We start from the raw sequence: 17,826 nt of genomic DNA, 5'->3' as shown, positions 1-17,826 counted from the left end.
CCTGACCAGAAGGGATCTCCCATGGCACTGCAAATCCGCTCCCTCATTCGTTCCAGCGGCGAACTCGAACTCTCGCTGCACGACGACCCCATCCCCGAGCCGCAGGCCCACGAAGTGGTGATCCGCGTCGAGGCATCGCCGCTCAATCCGTCCGACCTGGGGCTGCTGTTCGGCGCGGCCGACATGAGCACCGCCAAGGCCTCCGGCACCGCCGATCGCCCCGTCGTCACCGCCACCGTGCCCGAGCGCGTGCTGCCCGCCATGAAGGCGCGGCTCGACGAATCGATGCCCGTCGGCAACGAAGGCGCGGGCGTGGTGGTGAAGGCCGGCTCGTCGCCGGCCGCGCAGGCGCTGCTCGGCAAGACCGTGGCCGCCATCGGCGGCGCGATGTACTCGCAGTACCGCTGCCTCGCCGCCGCCCAGTGCATGGAGCTGCCGGCGGGCACCACGCCGGCCGAAGGCGCCTCCTGCTTCGTCAACCCCCTCACCTCGCTGAGCATGGTCGAGACCATGCGCATGGAAGGCCACAAGGCCCTGGTGCACACCGCCGCCGCGTCCAACCTCGGCCAGATGCTCAACAAGATCTGCCAGAAGGACGGCATCGCGCTGGTCAACATCGTGCGCAAGCAGGACCAGGAAGACCTGCTGCGCGGCCTCGGCGCCAAGTACGTGTGCAATTCGAGTTCGCCCACCTTCATCGAGGACCTGACCCAGGCCCTCGCCGAGACCGGCGCCACCCTGGCCTTCGACGCCATCGGCGGCGGCAAGCTCGCCGGCCAGATCCTCGGCTGCATGGAAGCGGCCATCAACCGCACCGCCAAGGAATACAGCCGCTACGGCTCCAACACCCACAAGCAGGTCTACATCTACGGCGGCCTCGACCGCAGCCCGACCGAGGTCGTGCGCAACTTCGGCATGACCTGGGGCATGGGCGGCTGGCTGCTGTTCCCCTTCCTGCAGCGCCTTGGCGACGCCGGCACGCAGCGCCTGAAGGCCCGCGTGGTCGCCGAACTGAAGACCACGTTCGCGAGCCACTACACGCGAGAGGTGTCGCTGGTGGAGATGCTGCAGCTCGATGCCATCGGCGTGTATGGCAAGCAGGCTACGGGGGAGAAGTTCCTGCTGAATCCGAACAAGGCCTGATTCGCCTCGCTTGAAGGGGGAGCGCTCGGTAAGAACTAAACGACCAGCCGATACCCCACTGCCGTCTCCGTCAGCAGATGCTTCGGCTGCGCCGGATCGGCCTCCAGCTTCTGCCGCAGGTGCCCCATGTAGATCCGCAGGTAGTGGCTCTGGTCGGTGTACGACGGGCCCCACACTTCGCGCAGCAGCTGGCGCTGCGTCAGCACGCGTCCCGCGTTCGCGACGAGCACCGACAGCAGCCGGTATTCGGTCGGCGTGAGGTGAACCTCGGCGCCGGCGCGGCGCACCAGACGCGCGGAGCGGTCGAGTTCGATCTCGCCGAAGCGGAACAGCGCCTCGGGTGCCGCTTCTTCCGTGCTGCTGGCGGCACGCGGGCGGCGCAGGTTGGCGCGCACGCGGGCCAGGAGCTCGCCGGTGCCGAAGGGCTTGGTGAGGTAGTCGTCGGCGCCGGCGTCGAGGGCGGCGATCTTGTCGGCTTCGTCGGTGCGTGCCGACAGCACGATGATCGGCACCGCCGACCAGCCGCGCACGTCGCGGATCAGCGAGACGCCGTCGCCGTCGGGCAGGCCGAGGTCGAGCACGAGCAGGTCGGGCTGGCGCGTGCCTGCCGCGGCGAGGCCGTCGCGCAGGGTGCCAGTCTCGTGCACCACCCAGCCCTCGGCCTCGAGCGCGCCGCGCACGAACCGGCGGATCTGCGGCTCGTCTTCGATCACGATGGCGGTGGGAGAAGGCATGGGTTCAGAGTTGGGCTTCGGCAGGCTCGGGTGGCTCACGCCGTGGGAGCGTGACGGTGAATTCTGCACCGCCGTCGCGCGCATTCTCGGCGGTGATCTCGCCGCCGTGCGCGCTCACCACCGCCTTGCAGATCGCCAGGCCCAGGCCCACGCCCGGCGTGGCGGATTCGGCCTCGCCGCGCGTGAACTTGTCGAAGAGCTTCTGTTCGTGGCCCAGCAGCGCGGCCGGCAGGCCGGGGCCGTGGTCGCGCACGGTCAGCACCAGCGCGCCGGGCTCGGCACGCGCGCCGACCACGATGGGCGGCGCGCCGTACTTGGTGGCGTTCTCCAGCAGGTTGACCAGCACGCGCTCGATGAGCACCGCGTCGAACTCGACCAGCGGCAGCTCCGGGTCGAGCGCGGTCTGCACCACGGTGCCGCCCAGCGAGGTGCGCGCCGCGCGGATGGCCGAGCCCACCACCTCTTCCACCGACTGCCAGTCGCGCCGCAGGTTCACCGCACCGCCGGCGATGCCGCTTTCGAGCCGCGCCATGTCGAGCAGGTTGCTCACCAGCGCATGCAGCTCGTGCGCCTGCGCGACGATGGCGCGCGCCGCGTTGGCGTGCTCCTCGGGCGGCAATGTCTGCAGCGACTCGGCCAGTGCGATGAGCGCGGTGAGCGGCGTGCGCACGTCGTGCGAAATGGCGCCCAGCAGCGCGTTGCGCAGCCGCTCCGACTCCATCTCGACCACTGCCTGCTGCGCCACCTCGACGTAGTGCACGCGCTCCAGCGCGATGGCGATCTGCCGCGCCAGCGTGTCGAGCTGCTGCGCCTGTTCGGGAATGAGCAGCCAGCGCGGCTGCGCGGGCGAGAGCGCGAGCACGCCGCGCACGCGCATCGGCGCGCGCAGCGGCACGTAGTGCCAGGGCTGGGCCGCGAGGGTGGCGGTGGCGAGGCCCGCGCTCTGGCCATGGCGGAAGGCCCAGTCGGCCACCTGCGCATCGAAGCCGTCGGGCGCGTCGGCGGGCATCACGAGCTGGTCGGCCGCGTCGGTCACCAGCACCAGCGCATCGCCGCCGAAATGGCCCCGCACGGCGGCCGTGCCGAGCGCGACCACCTGCGAGCTCTCCAGCGCCGCCGACAGCTCGCGCGTGAGCTCGAACAGCGAACGCGCGCGCCGCTCGCGGCTGGTCGACACGCCCGCCGCGAAACGCAGCCCGGCCGTTAGCTGCCCCACCAGCAGGCCCACGCCGAGCATGATCGCGAAGGTCAGCACGTACTGCACGTCGCTCACCGCGAACGACAGGCGCGGCGGCACGAAGAAATAGTCGAAGGCCGCGACGTTGAGCAATGCCGCCAGCGCCGAGGGCCCGCGCCCGAAGCGCATCGCCACGCCCACCACGCCGAGCAGGAACAGCATGACGATGTTCGACAGCTCCAGCACGTTGGCCAGCGGCGTGCACACCAGCGTGAGCGCGATGCTGGTGGCCGCCGCCCATGCATAGCCGGGCCAGTGGATGGGCGCCTTCTCGTGGTCGTCGCTGTCGATGCTCGCGCCCTGCAGCGGCGCGCGAGAGAGGCGGCGCGAGCTTTCGGCGGGCGCGACTTCCATGATGTCGAGCGCCGGCGCGCGCTGTGCCAGTGCGCGCGCAAGCGGCACCGCCCGCGCGGGCAACCAGCGGCGCCAGCCAGTCTCGGGCTGCGAGCGCCCCAGCACCAGCGTGGCGCAGTTCAGGCGCCTCGCCTGCTCTGCCAGTTGCTCGGCCACGTCGGAGCCGGTTAGCACCGCGGTGGCCGCGCCCAGCTCTTCCGCCAGCTTGAGCACCGCGAGGATGCGGTCGCGCTCCGTCGCGGCCAGCCGCTGCAGCCGGGGCGTCTCGACGTACACCGCGTGCCAGCGCACGTTGAGCTGCCCTGCCAGACGAGCCGCCGTGCGCACGGTCTGCGCCGCGCCCTCGTGGGGGCCGACGCACGCGAGGATCGCGCCCGAAGTGTTCCAGGCCTGCAGGCCGGGGCCCTTGCCGTTGCCGCCCGCACCGCCGGGGCCCGACTGCTCCACGCGCCAGCCGCGCACGTCGTCTTCCACGTGCTCGGCGGTGCGCCGCAGCGCGATCTCGCGCAGGGCGATCAGGTTGCCCTTGCGGAAGAAATTCTGCGCCGCGCGCTCCGCCTGCTGCGGCAGGTAGACCTTGCCTGCAGCGAGCCGCGCCGTGAGCTCGTCGGGCGTGACGTCGACCAGCACCACCTCGTCGGCCTCGTCGAGCACGGTGTCGGGCACGGTCTCGTGCACGCGCACGCCGGTGATGGCGCCGACCGTGCCGTTGAGGCTCTCGAGGTGCTGCACGTTCAGCGCCGACCACACCTCGATGCCGGCGGACAGCAGCTCCTGCACGTCCTGCCAGCGCTTGGCGTGGCGCGAGCCGGGGGCGTTGGTGTGGGCCAGCTCGTCGACCAGCAGCACGGCGGGCTTGCGCGCGAGCGCTGCGTCGAGGTCGAACTCGGCGAGCGTGCGCCCGCGGTAGTCCAACTCGCGCTGCGGCAGCGCCTCGAGCCCCGCAAGCAGCGCGGCGGTCTCGCTGCGGCCATGGGTCTCGACCACGCCGATCAGCACGTCGCGCCCCGCAGCCCGCTCGCGCTGCGCCGCGCTGAGCATGGCCCATGTCTTGCCGACGCCCGCGCTGGCGCCGAAGTAGATGCGCAGCTTGCCGCGCTGGGCGCGCGCCTCGTCGCTGCGCAGCTGCGCGAGCAGCGCGTCGGGGTCGGGGCGGAGCACTTCGTTCATCGGCGGCACAGGTTAGCGCATCGGGCCGTCCTTGCGGCGCGAACGCTGGTGGCGCCGCGCGGTGCGCGAAAGCACCCACCAGGCGAAGCCCAGCGGCACGAAGAGCGCCGCCATGGCCAGCAGCGCCATCAGCAGGTCAGTGGCCATGGCGCAGGCCGCAGCGCGCGAGGTGCTCGCGCCAGCTCACGAGCCGGCCGATCTCGCCCGAGGGGACGCATTCGATCAGCCGGTGCAGCACGTCGGCATAGCGGGCGAGCGGCAGGCGGATCATCAGGCGCACGCAGGGCGCGTCGCTTTCCTGCGAGCTGCAGGCATGCAGCAGCGGCTCGCAGCGCACCACGCCCGCCTCGGGGCAGCCGGCGATGCTGCGGCGCACGCGCAGGGCGTCGGCGCAGCAGACCGTGACGTCGAGCACGTAGAACGGGCTGCCGTTGCCCTTGCCGGTGTTCATGGAAGCGCGCGTTCTCGGCGCACCGGGATGTTCTCGATAGGCGGCATAGGCCATGGCTTGTTTCTCCTCAACGCGGTGTCGAAGGACTGAATGAACCGGAGGCGGCATCCAGCGCGATGTTCAGCGCCAGCACGTTGACGCGCGGCTCGCCCAGGAAGCCCAGCAGGGGCCGCTGCGTGTTCCTGTCGATCAGCGACTGCACCTGCGCGAGCGGCATGCCGCGCACGCGCGCCACACGCGCCGCCTGGTACTGCGCGGCGGCGGGGCTGATGTCGGGATCGAGCCCGCTGGCCGAGGCCGTGACGAGGTCGACCGGCACCGGCGCAACGTTGTCCGGATCGGCTGCGCGCAGCGCTTCCACGCGCGCCTTCACCGCATCGGTCAGCGCGGGGTTGAGCGGACCCTGGTTGGAGCCGCCCGAGGCGCTCGCGTTGTAGGGCTGCGGCGCGGTGGCCGACGGCCGGCCCCAGAAATGCTTCGGATCGCTGAAGTTCTGGCCGATGAGCTTCGAGCCGACGGTGGTGCCGTCGAGCACGATCAGGCTGCCCGCCGCCTGCGCGGGGAACGCCGCCTTCGCGACGCCGGTGACGGCCATCGGGTAGATCAGGCCGGTGAGCGCGCTCAGCAACACGAAGAGCACGAGCGCGGAGCGGACGATGCCGCCCTCGCTGCCATTGCCGTTGCCGTTGCCGTTTCCATTGGCTTTGACGATGTTGTTGTTCATGACGGAATACTCCTCAAACGAGATGCACGGCGACAAGCAGCCAGTCGATCAGCTTGATGCCGATGAAAGGCACGAGCAGGCCGCCCAGGCCGTAGATGGCCAGGTTGCGGCGCAGCAGCGCGGCAGCGCCCACCGGCCGGTAGCGCACGCCCTTGAGCGCCAGCGGAATCAGGAACACGATCACCAGCGCGTTGAAGATCACCGCGCTCAGGATCGCCGACGACGGGCTCGCGAGCCGCATCACGTTGAGCGCGCCCAGCTGCGGGTAGGTCGAGATGAAGATCGCCGGAATGATGGCGAAGTACTTCGCCACGTCGTTCGCGATCGAGAAGGTGGTGAGCGAGCCGCGTGTCATCAGGAGCGCCTTGCCGGTTTCCACCACTTCCAGCAGCTTGGTCGGGTTGGAATCGAGGTCGACCATGTTGCCGGCCTCCTTCGCGGCCTGCGTGCCGCTGCCCATGGCCACGGCCACGTCGGCCTGCGCGAGCGCGGGGGCGTCGTTGGTGCCGTCGCCGGTCATGGCCACGAGGCGGCCTTCGGACTGGTACTGGCGGATCAGCGCGAGCTTGTCCTCGGGCGTGGCCTCGGCCAGGAAGTCGTCCACGCCGGCCTCTGCGGCGATGGCCGCCGCGGTGAGCTTGTTGTCGCCGGTGATCATCACCGTCTTGATGCCCATGCGGCGCAGCTCGGCGAAGCGCTCCTTGATGTCGGTCTTGACGATGTCCTTGAGCTCGACGATGCCGAGCACGCGGTTGCCCTCGGCCACCGCCAGCGGCGTACTGCCACGGCGCGCGGCTTCCTCGGCTGCGCGCAGCACCTCGGGCGCGGCCGTGCCGCCGATGGCCTCGACGTGGCGGCGCACCGCGTCGACCGCGCCCTTGCGCAGCAGCACGGGGTCGGTGTCCAGGCTGTTGGGGGCGGCCGGCAGGTCGGCGCCGCTCATGCGCGTCTGCGCGGTGAAGGCGACGAAGCGGGCGCCCTCCACCGGCGTCGGCTCCAGGCCTTCGCGGCGCGCGAGCTCGACGATGCTGCGGCCCTCGGGTGTCTCGTCGGCCAGCGAGGCGATCATCGCGGCGCGAGCGAGCCGCGCCTTGGTCACGCCCGGCGCGGGCAGGAAGGCGCTGGCCTGGCGGTTGCCGTGCGTGATGGTGCCGGTCTTGTCGAGCAGCAGCACGTCGACGTCGCCGGCGGCCTCCACCGCGCGGCCCGAAGTGGCGATCACGTTGGCCTGCATCATGCGGCTCATGCCGGCCACGCCCACGGCCGACAGCAGGCCGCCGATGGTGGTCGGGATCAGGCACACCAGCAGCGCGACCAGCGCGGTGAGCGACACCACGGTGCCCGCACCCGCGGCCTCCACGCTGAAGATGGAGAAGGGCAGCAGCGTGACCGTGACCACCAGGAACACGATGGTCAGCGCCACCAGCAGGATGGTCAGCGCGATCTCGTTCGGCGTCTTCTGGCGCTTGGCGGCCTCGACCATGCCGATCATGCGGTCGAGGAACGACTCGCCCGGATTCACCGAGATGCGCACCACCAGCCAGTCGGACAGCACGCGGGTGCCGCCGGTGACGGCCGAGAAGTCGCCGCCCGATTCGCGCACCACCGGAGCCGATTCGCCGGTGATGGCGCTTTCGTCGACCGAGGCCACGCCTTCGATCACTTCGCCGTCGAGCGGGATCACGTCGCCGGTCTCGACCAGCACGACGTCGCCCTTGCGCAGGTTGGGCGCCTGTTCGGGCAGCCACTGCGCGCCATGGTGCGGCTCATGCAGCTTCTTGGCCCAGGTGTCCTTGCGCAGCCCGCGCAGCGATGCGGCCTGCGCCTTGCTGCGGCCTTCGGCCAGGGCTTCGGCGAAGTTGGCGAACAGCACGGTGAACCACAGCCAGATGGTCACGGCCAGCACGAAGGCGGGCTTCATGCCGGTGTCGCCCGGGAAGCTAAGTGCATGCACCCAGAGCACCGTCGTGAGGATGCTCCCGATGTACACGATGAACATCACCGGGTTGCGCCACTGCGTGCGCGGGTTGAGCTTGGCGAAGGCGGCCCACAGCGCGGGCTTGACCAGCGCCGCGTCGAACAGCGAGAGGGATGTCTTGGTATTGGCAGTCATGGCGGGCTCCTTACTTCCAGAGCACCAGGTGCTCGACGATGGGCCCCAGGGCCAATGCCGGCACGTAGTTGAGCAGGCCGACCAGCAGCACCGTGCCGATCAGCAACGAGACGAACAGCGGGCCGTGCGTGGGCAGCGTGCCGCTGGTGACGGGCAGGCGCTTCTTGGCGGCCAGCGCGCCCGCCACGGCGAGCACCGGCACGATCATCGCGAAGCGGCCGAGCCACATGGCCAGCGCGAGCAGGCCGTTGTAGAAGGGCGTGTTGGCCGACAGGCCCGCGAAGGCGCTGCCGTTGTTGTTGGCGGCCGAGGTCAGCGCGTACAGGATTTCGGAGAAGCCGTGCGCGCCGGGGTTCGCGATGCCGGCCTTGCCCGCGCCCGCGATCACCGCCACCGCGGTGCCGGCCAGCACCAGGATCGGCGTGACCAGGATGGCGATGGAGATCAGCTTCATCTCGCGCACCTCGATCTTCTTGCCGAGGTACTCGGGCGTGCGGCCGATCATCAGGCCGGCGATGAACACCGCGAGCATTGCGAAGATCAGCATGCCGTACAGGCCCGAGCCCACGCCGCCGAACACCACCTCGCCGAGCTGCATCAGCACCAGCGGCACCATGCCGCCCATCGGGGTGAGCGAGTCGTGCATGCCGTTGACCGCACCGCACGAGGCGGCCGTGGTGATGGCGGCGAAGAGCGAGGAAGCGTCGATGCCGAAGCGCACTTCCTTGCCTTCCATGTTGCCGCCGGCCTGCAGCGCGCCGTGCATCTGGTCGACGCCCAGCGGGGTCAGCAGCGGGTTGCCGGCCTGCTCGGCAGGCGTGATGACGATGACGGCGACGACGAACATCACCGTCATTGCCGCGAGCACCGCCCAGCCCTGGCGCATGTCGCCCACCACGTGGCCGAAGGTGAAGCACAGCGCCGCCGGAATCAGGAAGATCGCGATCATCTGCAGCAGATTCACCAGCGCCGTCGGGTTCTCGTAAGGATGCGCCGAGTTGGCGTTGAAGAAGCCGCCGCCGTTGGTGCCGAGCATCTTGATGGCTTCCTGCGAAGCGACCGGGCCCATGGCGAGCGTCTGCGTCTTGGTGGTGGCGTCTTCCATCACCGGCTGGCCCTTTTCATCCTTCAGCGGCTGGCCGTCGGCACCGTTCTTCGGCTGCTGGAAGGCGGTGGTCTCGAGCGTGCTCGCTTCCTTGTAGGCGTCGAAGTTCTGGATCACGCCCTGGCCCGCGAAGACCACGGCGAGCACGAACGAGATCGGCACCAGCACCCACAGCGTAACGCGCGTGATGTCGGCCCAGAAGTTGCCCACCAGTCCCTTGCCGTCGCCGCGCCGGGCGAAGCCCCGCACCAGCGCGAAGGCCACCGCGATGCCGGTGGCGGCGGAGAAGAAGTTCTGCACCGCGAGCCCGAGCATCTGCGTGAGATAGCTCATGGTCGACTCGCCCGCATAGCCCTGCCAGTTGGTGTTGGAGACGAAGCTCACCGCGGTGTTGAAGGCCGAGTCGGGCGACACGGCCGCCATGCCCGCAGGGTTGAGCGGCAGCCAGGCCTGCAGGCGCTGCAGCGCATAGACGAAGATCGCGCCGATGGCATTGAAGGCCAGCAGCGCGAAGGCATAGCGCAGCCAGTGCATGGACTGCTCCGGCTTCGTGCCCGCAAGCTTGTAGAGCGGCGCCTCGATGCGCTGCATCCAGCGCGGCACGCGCTCGTTGCACAGCGCGGCAAGGAACTTGCCGACCGGCCATGCGAGCACGCCCAGCAGGACGAGGAAAAGGGCCAGCAGGCCCCAGGCGGAGGAGCTCATTTCAGAACTCCTCCGCGCAGATCAGCGCGAACACCAGGTACGCGAAAAGAACCACGGCGATCAGCGCGCCGAAGCCGTAAAGAACTTCGAGGCTGATCACGACGTGGCTCCATCTGCCGCGCCCGGCGCCTTGTTCGATGGTTTAGGCGAATCGAGCCTGTCCAGCCCGAGCACCATGGCCCCCACCACGGCCCACAGCGCCAGCAAGGCGCCCATCCAGACGATGTCCATGCATCACTCCTGCAAACGAGAAAGATGGGAGTCAGTCTCGGCAGTCGGGCGTCAAAACGGGGGAAAGAGTGGTGGGGTGGGCGTAAAGAAAGCGTAAAAACGCCGGGCTCTAGGGCTCTTCAGTCGTTGAAACTTTGGGGCAGCCGGGCAAGTCCTGCCTCGGAGGGATCGCGTCGAAGGCGGCGTAGTTGCCGCCGCGATCGATCCAGTCGGGCGGATAGACATGCGAAGAGACGTGCAGCTTCACGCCATCGAAGAGAGTTCGCACCGCATGCGCCGTCGCGGCCGCGCGGCGCTGCGCCAGCTGCTTTGCGTCGGGCGCGTTGTCGCGCGCCACGCCCTCGAGGTCGACCGAGTCCAGGTCCGGGTACAGGCGGCGGAAGTAATCCAGCCTGTTGGCGATCAGCGCGATCTGGTCGCGGTCCAGGACTGAGGAGCCTTCGGCGAAGGCGACGACGGTCGAAGCCCAGCGCCTGCATTCCTGCGCCGCGGCGCAGATGTTCAGACCGGCAAGGACGAGCAGTACGAGGCCGGTGCGTCTTCTTACTTTCACCGTTGACCCTCTCCGCCTTCTGTTCGGCACGGACATTCATGCGGACAGGCAAGAAGGAAGTCGATCTCCACCCGCTTGACGTCCTCCTTTCCCAACGCGCCTGCAGGATAGATATTGCCTTTCGTCGGAAGAGCGACCGTCGGCACGCTGAAACGCAGGCTCTTGTCGAGGATGCGAGCGACATTTCTGGCCCGCTGCATCGCCAGGCCCTGCGGGTCTCGCTCTCCCTCCTCGGCGTTGGCTCCCATGCTTATCGACTGGCGATTCGGATACCTCTCGCGAAGCATGGCGGTCCAGTTCGCCAGTCTCGAAACCTGCTCCGCCGAGACCCTGGACGAATTCCGGTCGAAGAACACGTCAATGCTCTTTCCGGGGCTGCAGGCAACGGCTGTAGGAGCGGTAAGCGCGAAGAAAAAAGCAGTCCATCCAGTTCGCCGGCGTTCGCGCCAAATGACATAGCCGCCATACGGCAGCACCGCGCCGCCCGGCGCCGGTGGATCACCCACCACGATCACCTTTCGCATCATTGCGATGAATCTCCAAGTTGAGGACAGCAACTTGTAGAGAGCCCGCGTGACGCCGGCATCAATCGCCGCGGACAAACACCGGCGCAGCGACTTTTTTCACGCGCTGCATCCGGCCGACCGGAAAGACCCGCCTGTCACAACAAGACCGGCCGGCACGTCTCCAGGTCTGCGGCATTCCCCGCGCAATAACCACCTGGAGAACCCAGCATGCACAGCCCCGCGCAAATAGCCCCGGCCTATGACGGCCATTGCCACGCCTTTCTCGACAGGCTTCCGGCACAAACCAATAATCCAAGTACTTTCTTTGATTAATAGGCATCTTATGAACAAGCAATCGAGGGCCTGGCTGGGTTTCGGCCTCGCTGCACTGGTGGTGGGGGGCGCGGGCTACGGGTTGATCGCCAAGCCCGGAGCCGCGCATGCGCAAGGCGGCGGCATGCCGCCGGCCAAGGTGGCAGTCGCCGCTGCGCAGAAGACGCAGGTGGCGCGCTTCCTGGGCGGCATCGGCACGCTGGAGGCCAACCGGCAGGTGGAGGTGCCGGCCGAGGTGGAGGGACGCATCGCGAAGATCCTCTTCACGCCCGGCGCCGAGGTGCGCGCGGGGCAGGTGCTGGTGCAGCTCAACGATGCGCCCGAGCAGGGCGACCTGGAGCGGCTCACGGCCCAGCGCGCCAATGCGAGGGCGCTGCTGGAGCGCACGCGCCGGCTGGTGCCGCAGCAGGCGGCCACGCAGGAGCAGCTCGAACAGGCGCAGGCCGCCTTCGACCAGGCCAGCGGCGAGCTCCGGCGCGTGCAGGCGCTGCTGGAGCAGAAGCGCATCAAGGCGCCGTTCGACGGCGTGCTCGGCATCCGCCGCGTCAACCTGGGGCAGTTCGTGCGCGCGGGCGATGCGCTGGTGTCGCTCACCGACAGCCGCACGCTCTTCGCCAACATCACGCTGCCCGAGACCGCCCTGCCCGCGCTCAAGCGCAACCAGCAGGTGGCGCTGGCGGTCGACGCGTATCCGGGACGCGTGTTCCAGGGCAGGCTCAGCACCATCGAGCCACAGATCGGCAGCGACACCCGCACGGTGCGCCTGCAGGCCACGGTCGACAACGCGGACGGCGCGCTCGCGCCGGGCATGTTCGTCAACGGCCGGGTCGCGCTGCCGGCGCGCACCGACGCCATCACCGTGCCCGAGACGGCCATCACCTACAGCACGCACGGCGACTCGGTGTTCATCGTGGTTCCCGCTGAAAAAGGCGGCGGCTTCTCGGCGCAGCAGGTCTTCGTGAAGGCCGGCGAGCGGCAGGACGGGCTGGTGGTGATCGAAAAAGGCCTCTCGCCCGGCGACAAGGTCGTCACCTCGGGCCAGCTGCGCCTTTACACCGGCGCGGCGGTCGCGCCCGGCGACAAGGACACGCTGTCGCTCACGCAGGAATCGAAGTCATGAAGTTCACCGACCTCTTCGTGCGCCGGCCCGTGCTGGCGCTGGTGGTGAGCACGCTCATCCTGCTGCTGGGCGCGCGCGCCCTGGGCGACCTGCCGGTGCGGCAGTACCCGCTGACCGAGAGCACCACGCTCACCATCACCACCCAGTACCCCGGCGCCTCGCCGGAGCTGATGCAGGGCTTCGTCACGCAGCCGATCGCACAGGCGGTGGCGACCATCGAGAACGTCGACTACCTTTCTTCCTCGTCCACGCTGGGCCGCAGCGTGATCAGCGTGCGCATGAAGCTCAACGCCGACGCCAACCAGGCGCTCACGCAGGCGATGGCGCAGGTCAGCCAGGTGAAGTACCGCCTGCCGGCGGAGGCCTTCGACCCGGTGATCCTGAAGTCGTCGGGCGAAGCCACCGCCGTGGCGTACGTGGGTTTCTCCAGCAAGACGATGCCGATGCCAGCGCTCACCGACTACCTCTCGCGCGTGGTGCAGCCGCAGTTCGCCTCCATCACCGGCGTCTCGGGCGTGGAGGTGTCGGGCGGGCAGACGCTGGCGATGCGCGTATGGCTCGACCCCAACCGCATGGCGGCGCGCGGCATCTCGGCCGGCGAGCTGGCCGACGCCCTGCGCCAGAACAACGTGCAGGCCGCGCCCGGGCAGGTGAAGGGCCTGTACGTGGTGTCGAACATCCGCGTGAACACCGACCTGGTGAACGTGGCCGAGTTCCGCGACATGGTCGTCAAGCGCGAGGGCGATGCCATCGTGCGACTGGGCGACGTGGCCACCGTGGAACTGGGCGCGGCCAGCGCCGACAGCAGCGCGACCATGGACGGCGTGCCCGCCATCTACCTCGGCCTGCAGGCCGCGCCCAACGGCAACCCGCTGGTGATCGTCAAGCGCATCCGCGAGCTGCTGCCCGGCATCAAGCAGAACCTGCCGCCGGGCGTGGAGGTGCAGCTGCCCTTCGAGCTGGCGCGCTTCATCGAGGCGTCCATCGACGAGGTGCGCCACACGCTGCTGGAGGCCATCGCCATCGTGGTGATCGTGATCTTCCTGTGCCTGGGTTCGGTGCGCGCGGTGCTGATTCCGGTGGTGACCATTCCGCTGTCGATGCTGGGCGCGGCCGCGCTGATGCTGCTCTTCGGCTTCAGCATCAACCTGCTGACCTTGCTGGCGATGGTGCTGGCCATCGGGCTGGTGGTGGACGACGCCATCGTGGTGGTGGAGAACGTGCACCGGCACATCGAGGAAGGCAAGTCGCGGGTGCAGGCCGCATTGATCGGCGCACGCGAAGTGGCCGGCCCGGTGATTGCCATGACGCTCACGCTGGCAGCGGTGTACGCGCCCATCGGCCTGATGGGAGGGCTCACGGGTTCGCTCTTCAAGGAATTCGCCTTCACGCTCGCGGGCGCGGTAGTGGTGTCGGGCGTGATCGCGCTCACGCTGTCGCCGGTGATGAGCTCCTTCCTGCTGCCGCAGGACGCTACCGGCAGCCGCATGGCGCGCGCGGCCGAGAGCTTCTTCCACCGGCTCGCCACGGGCTACGGCAGGCTGCTCGACGTGTCGCTGCACCATCGCTGGGCCACCGGCATCTTCGCGGCGCTGGTGCTGGCGAGCCTGCCCTTCCTCTACAACGCGGCGCAGCGCGAGCTGGCGCCCGGTGAAGACCAGGCCATGGTGCTCACGGCCATCAAGTCGCCGCAGCACGCCAATATCGACTACGTCGAGAAGTTCGGCAAGAAGTGGGACGACGTGTTCGCCTCGCTGCCCGAGAACACCGGCCGCTGGCTCATCAACGGCTCGGACGGGGTCTCCAACAGCATCGGCGGCGTGCAGCTTTCCGACTGGAAGGACCGCAAGCGCAACGCCGACCAGATCCAGGGCGACACGCAGGGCCGCATGAACGAGGTGGAAGGCAGCAGCGTCTTCGCTTTCCAGCTGCCCTCGCTGCCGGGCTCGACCGGCGGGCTGCCGGTGCAGATGGTGATCCGCAGCGCGGGCGACCACCGTACCGTGTTCGAGGCGATGGAGGCGCTGAAGAAGTCGGCGCGCGACAGCGGCAAGTTCATCGTGGTCGACAGCGACCTGGAGTTCAACAACCCCACGGTCGAGATCCGCGTGGACCGCGCCAAGGCCAACAGCATGGGCGTGACGATGAAGTCCATAGGCGACACGCTCGCGGTGCTGGTGGGCGAGAACTACGTCAACCGCTTCGGCATGGACGGCCGCTCGTACGACGTGATCCCGCAGTCGCCGCGCGAGCAGCGGCTGACCGCCGAGGCGCTCTCTCGCTACTTCGTGAAGAGCGCGAGCGGCCAGCCGGTGCCGCTGGCCAACCTGGTGCAGTTGTCGACCAGCGTGGGCCCGAACAAGCTCACGCAGTTCAACCAGCTCAACGCGGCCACCTTCCAGGCCATTCCGGCGCCGGGCGTGACCATGGGCGACGCGGTGGCCTTCCTGAGCGAGGAGGCGAAGAAGCTGCCTGCCGGCTTCAGCTACGACTGGCAGTCGGACGCGCGGCAGTTCACGCAGGAAGGCTCGGCGCTGGTGATGGCCTTCGTGTTCGCCATCGTCGTGATCTACCTGGTGCTGGCGGCGCAGTACGAGAGCCTGCGCGACCCGCTGATCATCCTGATCAGCGTGCCGATGTCGATCTGCGGCGCGCTGGTGCCGCTGGCGCTGGGCTTCGGCACCATCAACATCTACACGCAGATCGGGCTGGTGACGCTGATCGGGCTCATCAGCAAGCACGGCATCCTGATGGTGGAGTTCGCCAACGAGATCCAGATGCACAAGGGCCTGGACCGGCGCTCGTCCATCGAGGAGGCCGCGCGCATCCGGCTGCGCCCCATCCTGATGACCACCGCCGCGATGGTGATGGGCCTGGTGCCGCTGCTCTTCGCGAGCGGGGCCGGCGCCAACAGCCGCTTCAGCATCGGGCTGGTGATCGTGGTCGGCATGCTGGTAGGAACGCTGTTCACGCTCTTCGTGCTGCCCACCATGTACACGCTGCTGGCGCGCGACCACCGCGCCGAGGGCCGCTCGCAGCGCGCGGCCGAACTCGAAGCGCTGGCCGAAGGAGCATGACCATGAACCGACTCTTTTCCTACGCGGCTCCCTTCGCGCTGGGCATGCTGGTACTCGCCGGCTGCGCCGTCGGGCCCGACTACAAGGCCCCGGCGGATGCGCCGGTGGTCATCCGCGCACCGGAGAGTTCGCTCTTCGCCAACGACACGGTGCAGCGCGACTGGTGGAGCCAGCTCGACGATCCGCAGCTCGACGCGCTCGTCGACCGCGCGCTGGCCGAGAACCACGACATCCGCATCGCGCAGGCCCGCCTGCTCGAAGCCCGAGCGGTTCAGACCGGAGCGGAGCTAGACCGGCTGCCGGTGGTGACCGCCAGCGCGAGCAAGACACGCGGCATCGCCCAAGGCAACAACGGCGCGCAGCCCGATGTGCGCTCGCTGGCACAGAGCAGCCGCGCGGGTTTCGACGCCTCGTGGGAGATCGACCTGTTCGGCCGCCTGAAGCGCCTGGACGAGGCCGCGACCGCACGCGCCCAGGCCAGCGCGGCCGACCTGGAGCAGGTGCGCATCGTCGCGGTGGCCGAGCTGGCGCGCAACTACTACGAGATGCGCGGCGCCGAGCAGCGAATCGCGGTCACGCGCCGTACGCTGGACAGCCTTCGCCAGAGCCTGCGCGTAACCGAGGCGCAAGTGCAGACCGGCCGCGCCCTCGAAGGCGACCTGGCGAGCGCGCAGGCCAACCTCGCGACCACCGAGAGTCAGCTGCCTGCGCTGGAAACCACGCGTCGCCAGTCGGCCTACCGCGTCGCGGTGCTGGCCGGCCTGCGCCCCGGCGAGCTGGAGCCCATGCTGCAGCCGCGCCAGCTGCGCGTGCTCGACAAGCGCCTGCCCGTGGGCGACCTGAGCGAACTGCTGCGCCGCCGGCCCGACGTGCTGCGCGCCGAGCGCGGGCTTGCCGCGAGCACGGCCGACGTGGGCGCGGTCACGGCGGAGCTGTATCCGCGCTTCGACATCGGCGGCTTCCTCGGCTTCGTCGCGCTGCGGGGTTCGGACCTCGGCAGCTCGTCGAGCCGGGCCTTCAGCGTGACGCCGGGCGTGAGCTGGCCTGCCCTGCGGCTGGGCTCGGTGAAGGCCCGCGTGCGCGGCGCCGAAGCCCGCGCCGAGGGCGACCGCGCACTCTACGAGCAGACGGTGCTGCGCGCCATCGAGGACGTGGAAGGCGCGCTCACCGGCTATGGCCAGAACCAGCTGCGCCTGCAGCGGCTGGTGGAAGCCTCGGCCCGCAGCAGCCGCGCCGCCGAACTGGCCGAGGTGCGCTACCGCGAGGGCGCCGCACCCTACCTGAGCGTGCTCGACGCGCAGCGCACCCTGCTGCGCGCGCAGGACGCCGTGGCCGAGGCCGAAACCGCCTCATACACCAGCCTCGTCGCGCTCTACAAGGCACTTGGCGGGGGCTGGCAAGCTCCCGCGTATGAAACACCTGGCGGTGGCTGGCAAGCACCCGCGGTGGCGAAGGGAGCGCCAACCACCTGACAATGGTGCTGTTTTCCATGCCAGAAGCCGCCGCCATGTCCGCCCCCGATGCAAAGCCAACCTGGATGCCGCACCAGCCGGCAGACCGCATCCTCTCGACGCTCAAGACCCGTGGCGCGCTCGGCATTCCCGACATCGCCAAGGTGCTCAACGTCACGGTGGAGGCGGTGCGCCAGCAGATGGCCAAGCTGGAGACCGAGGGCCTGGTCGACGCCGAAAGCCGCTCTGGCGGCCGGGGCCGGCCCACGCAGATCTGGCGGCTCACCGGGGAGGGCCACAAGCGCTTTCCCGACACGCATGCCGAGATGACGGTGCAGATGATCAGCGCCGTCATCAGCGTGTTCGGACAGAAGGGCATGGACCAGCTCATCGACGCGCGCGAAGCCACCATGCGCGCCAACTACACAGAGGCCATGCGCGGGGCGCGCAGCCTCAAGGCGCGGCTGGAGCGGCTGGCCGAAATTCGCAGCCGCGAAGGCTACATGGCCGAGTTCCGGCCCGACGAACAGGGCGAAGGCTTTCTCTTCATCGAGAACCACTGCCCCATCTGCACTGCGGCGCAGGCCTGCACGGGCTTCTGCCGCAGCGAACTGCAACTCTTCGACGAAGTGCTGGGCCCCGACGTGAGCGTCAGCCGCATCGAACATGTGCTGGCAGGCGCGCGACGGTGCGCCTACCGGGTCGAACCCAAGGCGAACGCCTGAATCCGTTTTTCAACACCCAAGAAGGAAACCACGATGGAACACAAGCTCCCACCCCTGCCCTACGCGCTCGACGCACTGGCACCCGAGTATTCGC

16 protein-coding genes are annotated in these 17,826 nt (G+C 69.2%); 5 read left to right on the top strand and 11 right to left on the bottom strand.

Annotated features, from left to right (window positions below):
* Positions 1-21: 21 nt before the first annotated feature.
* Positions 22-1,143: a zinc-binding dehydrogenase gene (locus tag EJP67_RS30370; protein WP_126025433.1), complete on the top strand. Its 1,122-nt coding sequence runs from the start codon at positions 22-24 to the stop codon at positions 1,141-1,143.
* A gap of 35 nt (positions 1,144-1,178) precedes the next feature.
* Here the strand turns inward: EJP67_RS30370 and kdpE are convergent, their stop codons facing one another.
* The 11 genes from kdpE to EJP67_RS30325 form a co-directional block, all read right to left on the bottom strand.
* Positions 1,179-1,877: a two-component system response regulator KdpE gene (gene kdpE / locus EJP67_RS30365; RefSeq protein ID WP_126025432.1), complete on the bottom strand. Its 699-nt coding sequence runs from the start codon at positions 1,875-1,877 to the stop codon at positions 1,179-1,181.
* A gap of 4 nt (positions 1,878-1,881) precedes the next feature.
* Positions 1,882-4,638: a DUF4118 domain-containing protein gene (locus EJP67_RS30360; protein ID WP_126025431.1), complete on the bottom strand. Its 2,757-nt coding sequence runs from the start codon at positions 4,636-4,638 to the stop codon at positions 1,882-1,884.
* Positions 4,639-4,650: 12 nt separating this feature from the next.
* A complete protein-coding gene (locus EJP67_RS34170) occupies positions 4,651-4,785 on the bottom strand; it encodes a hypothetical protein (RefSeq protein WP_276312274.1) in 135 nt (44 codons plus the stop codon).
* The gene (locus EJP67_RS30355; protein WP_240650833.1) at positions 4,775-5,089 is read right to left on the bottom strand and encodes a hypothetical protein; all 315 of its coding nucleotides are present in this window, start codon (positions 5,087-5,089) and stop codon (positions 4,775-4,777) included. The genes EJP67_RS34170 and EJP67_RS30355 overlap by 11 nt, the downstream gene beginning before the upstream one ends.
* Positions 5,090-5,156: 67 nt before the next feature.
* Entirely contained in the window at positions 5,157-5,813 is a 657-nt protein-coding gene (gene kdpC / locus EJP67_RS30350; protein WP_126025429.1) for a potassium-transporting ATPase subunit KdpC, read from the bottom strand.
* Between the two features lie 13 nt (positions 5,814-5,826).
* The gene (gene kdpB, locus EJP67_RS30345) at positions 5,827-7,926 is read right to left on the bottom strand and encodes a potassium-transporting ATPase subunit KdpB (RefSeq protein WP_126025428.1); all 2,100 of its coding nucleotides are present in this window, start codon (positions 7,924-7,926) and stop codon (positions 5,827-5,829) included.
* A 10-nt stretch (positions 7,927-7,936) separates the two neighbouring features.
* On the bottom strand, positions 7,937-9,736 hold the full coding sequence (kdpA, locus tag EJP67_RS30340) for a potassium-transporting ATPase subunit KdpA (protein ID WP_126025427.1): 1,800 nt from the start codon (positions 9,734-9,736) through the stop codon (positions 7,937-7,939).
* Position 9,737: 1 nt separating this feature from the next.
* Positions 9,738-9,836, bottom strand: coding sequence for a K(+)-transporting ATPase subunit F (gene kdpF, locus EJP67_RS30335; protein ID WP_019657711.1), 99 nt, complete (start codon positions 9,834-9,836; stop codon positions 9,738-9,740).
* A complete protein-coding gene (locus tag EJP67_RS34165) occupies positions 9,833-9,967 on the bottom strand; it encodes a hypothetical protein (RefSeq protein WP_276312273.1) in 135 nt (44 codons plus the stop codon). Before EJP67_RS34165 ends, kdpF begins: the two co-directional genes overlap by 4 nt.
* A gap of 109 nt (positions 9,968-10,076) precedes the next feature.
* Positions 10,077-10,520: a hypothetical protein gene (locus EJP67_RS30330; protein ID WP_126025426.1), complete on the bottom strand. Its 444-nt coding sequence runs from the start codon at positions 10,518-10,520 to the stop codon at positions 10,077-10,079.
* On the bottom strand, positions 10,517-11,047 hold the full coding sequence (locus EJP67_RS30325; protein ID WP_126025425.1) for an OmpA family protein: 531 nt from the start codon (positions 11,045-11,047) through the stop codon (positions 10,517-10,519). The genes EJP67_RS30330 and EJP67_RS30325 overlap by 4 nt, the downstream gene beginning before the upstream one ends.
* Positions 11,048-11,369: 322 nt before the next feature.
* Between EJP67_RS30325 and EJP67_RS30320 the strand changes: the two genes are divergently transcribed.
* The 4 genes from EJP67_RS30320 to EJP67_RS30305 are packed head-to-tail and all read left to right on the top strand — an operon-like array spanning position 11,370 to position 17,732.
* Positions 11,370-12,479, top strand: a complete 1,110-nt coding sequence (locus EJP67_RS30320; protein ID WP_126025424.1) for an efflux RND transporter periplasmic adaptor subunit — start codon at positions 11,370-11,372, stop codon at positions 12,477-12,479.
* Complete coding sequence (locus EJP67_RS30315) at positions 12,476-15,556, top strand: MexW/MexI family multidrug efflux RND transporter permease subunit (RefSeq protein WP_126025423.1); 3,081 nt, start codon at positions 12,476-12,478, stop codon at positions 15,554-15,556. The genes EJP67_RS30320 and EJP67_RS30315 overlap by 4 nt, the downstream gene beginning before the upstream one ends.
* Positions 15,553-17,028 carry an efflux transporter outer membrane subunit gene (locus EJP67_RS30310; protein WP_240650832.1) on the top strand — a complete coding sequence of 492 codons (1,476 nt, stop codon included), beginning with the start codon at positions 15,553-15,555 and terminating at the stop codon, positions 17,026-17,028. The genes EJP67_RS30315 and EJP67_RS30310 overlap by 4 nt, the downstream gene beginning before the upstream one ends.
* Before the next feature lie 35 nt (positions 17,029-17,063).
* Positions 17,064-17,732 carry a helix-turn-helix transcriptional regulator gene (locus tag EJP67_RS30305; RefSeq protein WP_126025421.1) on the top strand — a complete coding sequence of 223 codons (669 nt, stop codon included), beginning with the start codon at positions 17,064-17,066 and terminating at the stop codon, positions 17,730-17,732.
* Positions 17,733-17,826 lie beyond the last annotated feature (94 nt).

This window comes from Variovorax guangxiensis, assembly GCF_003952165.1.
GTDB lineage: Bacteria > Pseudomonadota > Gammaproteobacteria > Burkholderiales > Burkholderiaceae_C > Variovorax > Variovorax guangxiensis.
This window is presented reverse-complemented; position numbering and strand designations above follow the sequence as displayed.

Coding starts and splice junctions, on each gene's coding strand:
- EJP67_RS30320 (WP_126025424.1), top strand. CDS start 11,370: ATGAACAAGCAATCGAGGGCCTGGCTGGGTTTCGGCCTCGCTGCACTG.
- kdpB (WP_126025428.1), bottom strand. CDS start 7,926: ATGACTGCCAATACCAAGACATCCCTCTCGCTGTTCGACGCGGCGCTG.
- EJP67_RS30325 (WP_126025425.1), bottom strand. CDS start 11,047: ATGATGCGAAAGGTGATCGTGGTGGGTGATCCACCGGCGCCGGGCGGC.
- kdpC (WP_126025429.1), bottom strand. CDS start 5,813: ATGAACAACAACATCGTCAAAGCCAATGGAAACGGCAACGGCAACGGC.
- EJP67_RS34165 (WP_276312273.1), bottom strand. CDS start 9,967: ATGGACATCGTCTGGATGGGCGCCTTGCTGGCGCTGTGGGCCGTGGTG.
- EJP67_RS30305 (WP_126025421.1), top strand. CDS start 17,064: ATGTCCGCCCCCGATGCAAAGCCAACCTGGATGCCGCACCAGCCGGCA.
- kdpE (WP_126025432.1), bottom strand. CDS start 1,877: ATGCCTTCTCCCACCGCCATCGTGATCGAAGACGAGCCGCAGATCCGC.
- kdpA (WP_126025427.1), bottom strand. CDS start 9,736: ATGAGCTCCTCCGCCTGGGGCCTGCTGGCCCTTTTCCTCGTCCTGCTG.
- EJP67_RS30370 (WP_126025433.1), top strand. CDS start 22: ATGGCACTGCAAATCCGCTCCCTCATTCGTTCCAGCGGCGAACTCGAA.
- EJP67_RS30360 (WP_126025431.1), bottom strand. CDS start 4,638: ATGAACGAAGTGCTCCGCCCCGACCCCGACGCGCTGCTCGCGCAGCTG.
- EJP67_RS30315 (WP_126025423.1), top strand. CDS start 12,476: ATGAAGTTCACCGACCTCTTCGTGCGCCGGCCCGTGCTGGCGCTGGTG.
- EJP67_RS30310 (WP_240650832.1), top strand. CDS start 15,553: ATGACCATGAACCGACTCTTTTCCTACGCGGCTCCCTTCGCGCTGGGC.
- EJP67_RS30355 (WP_240650833.1), bottom strand. CDS start 5,089: ATGAACACCGGCAAGGGCAACGGCAGCCCGTTCTACGTGCTCGACGTC.
- EJP67_RS34170 (WP_276312274.1), bottom strand. CDS start 4,785: ATGGCCACTGACCTGCTGATGGCGCTGCTGGCCATGGCGGCGCTCTTC.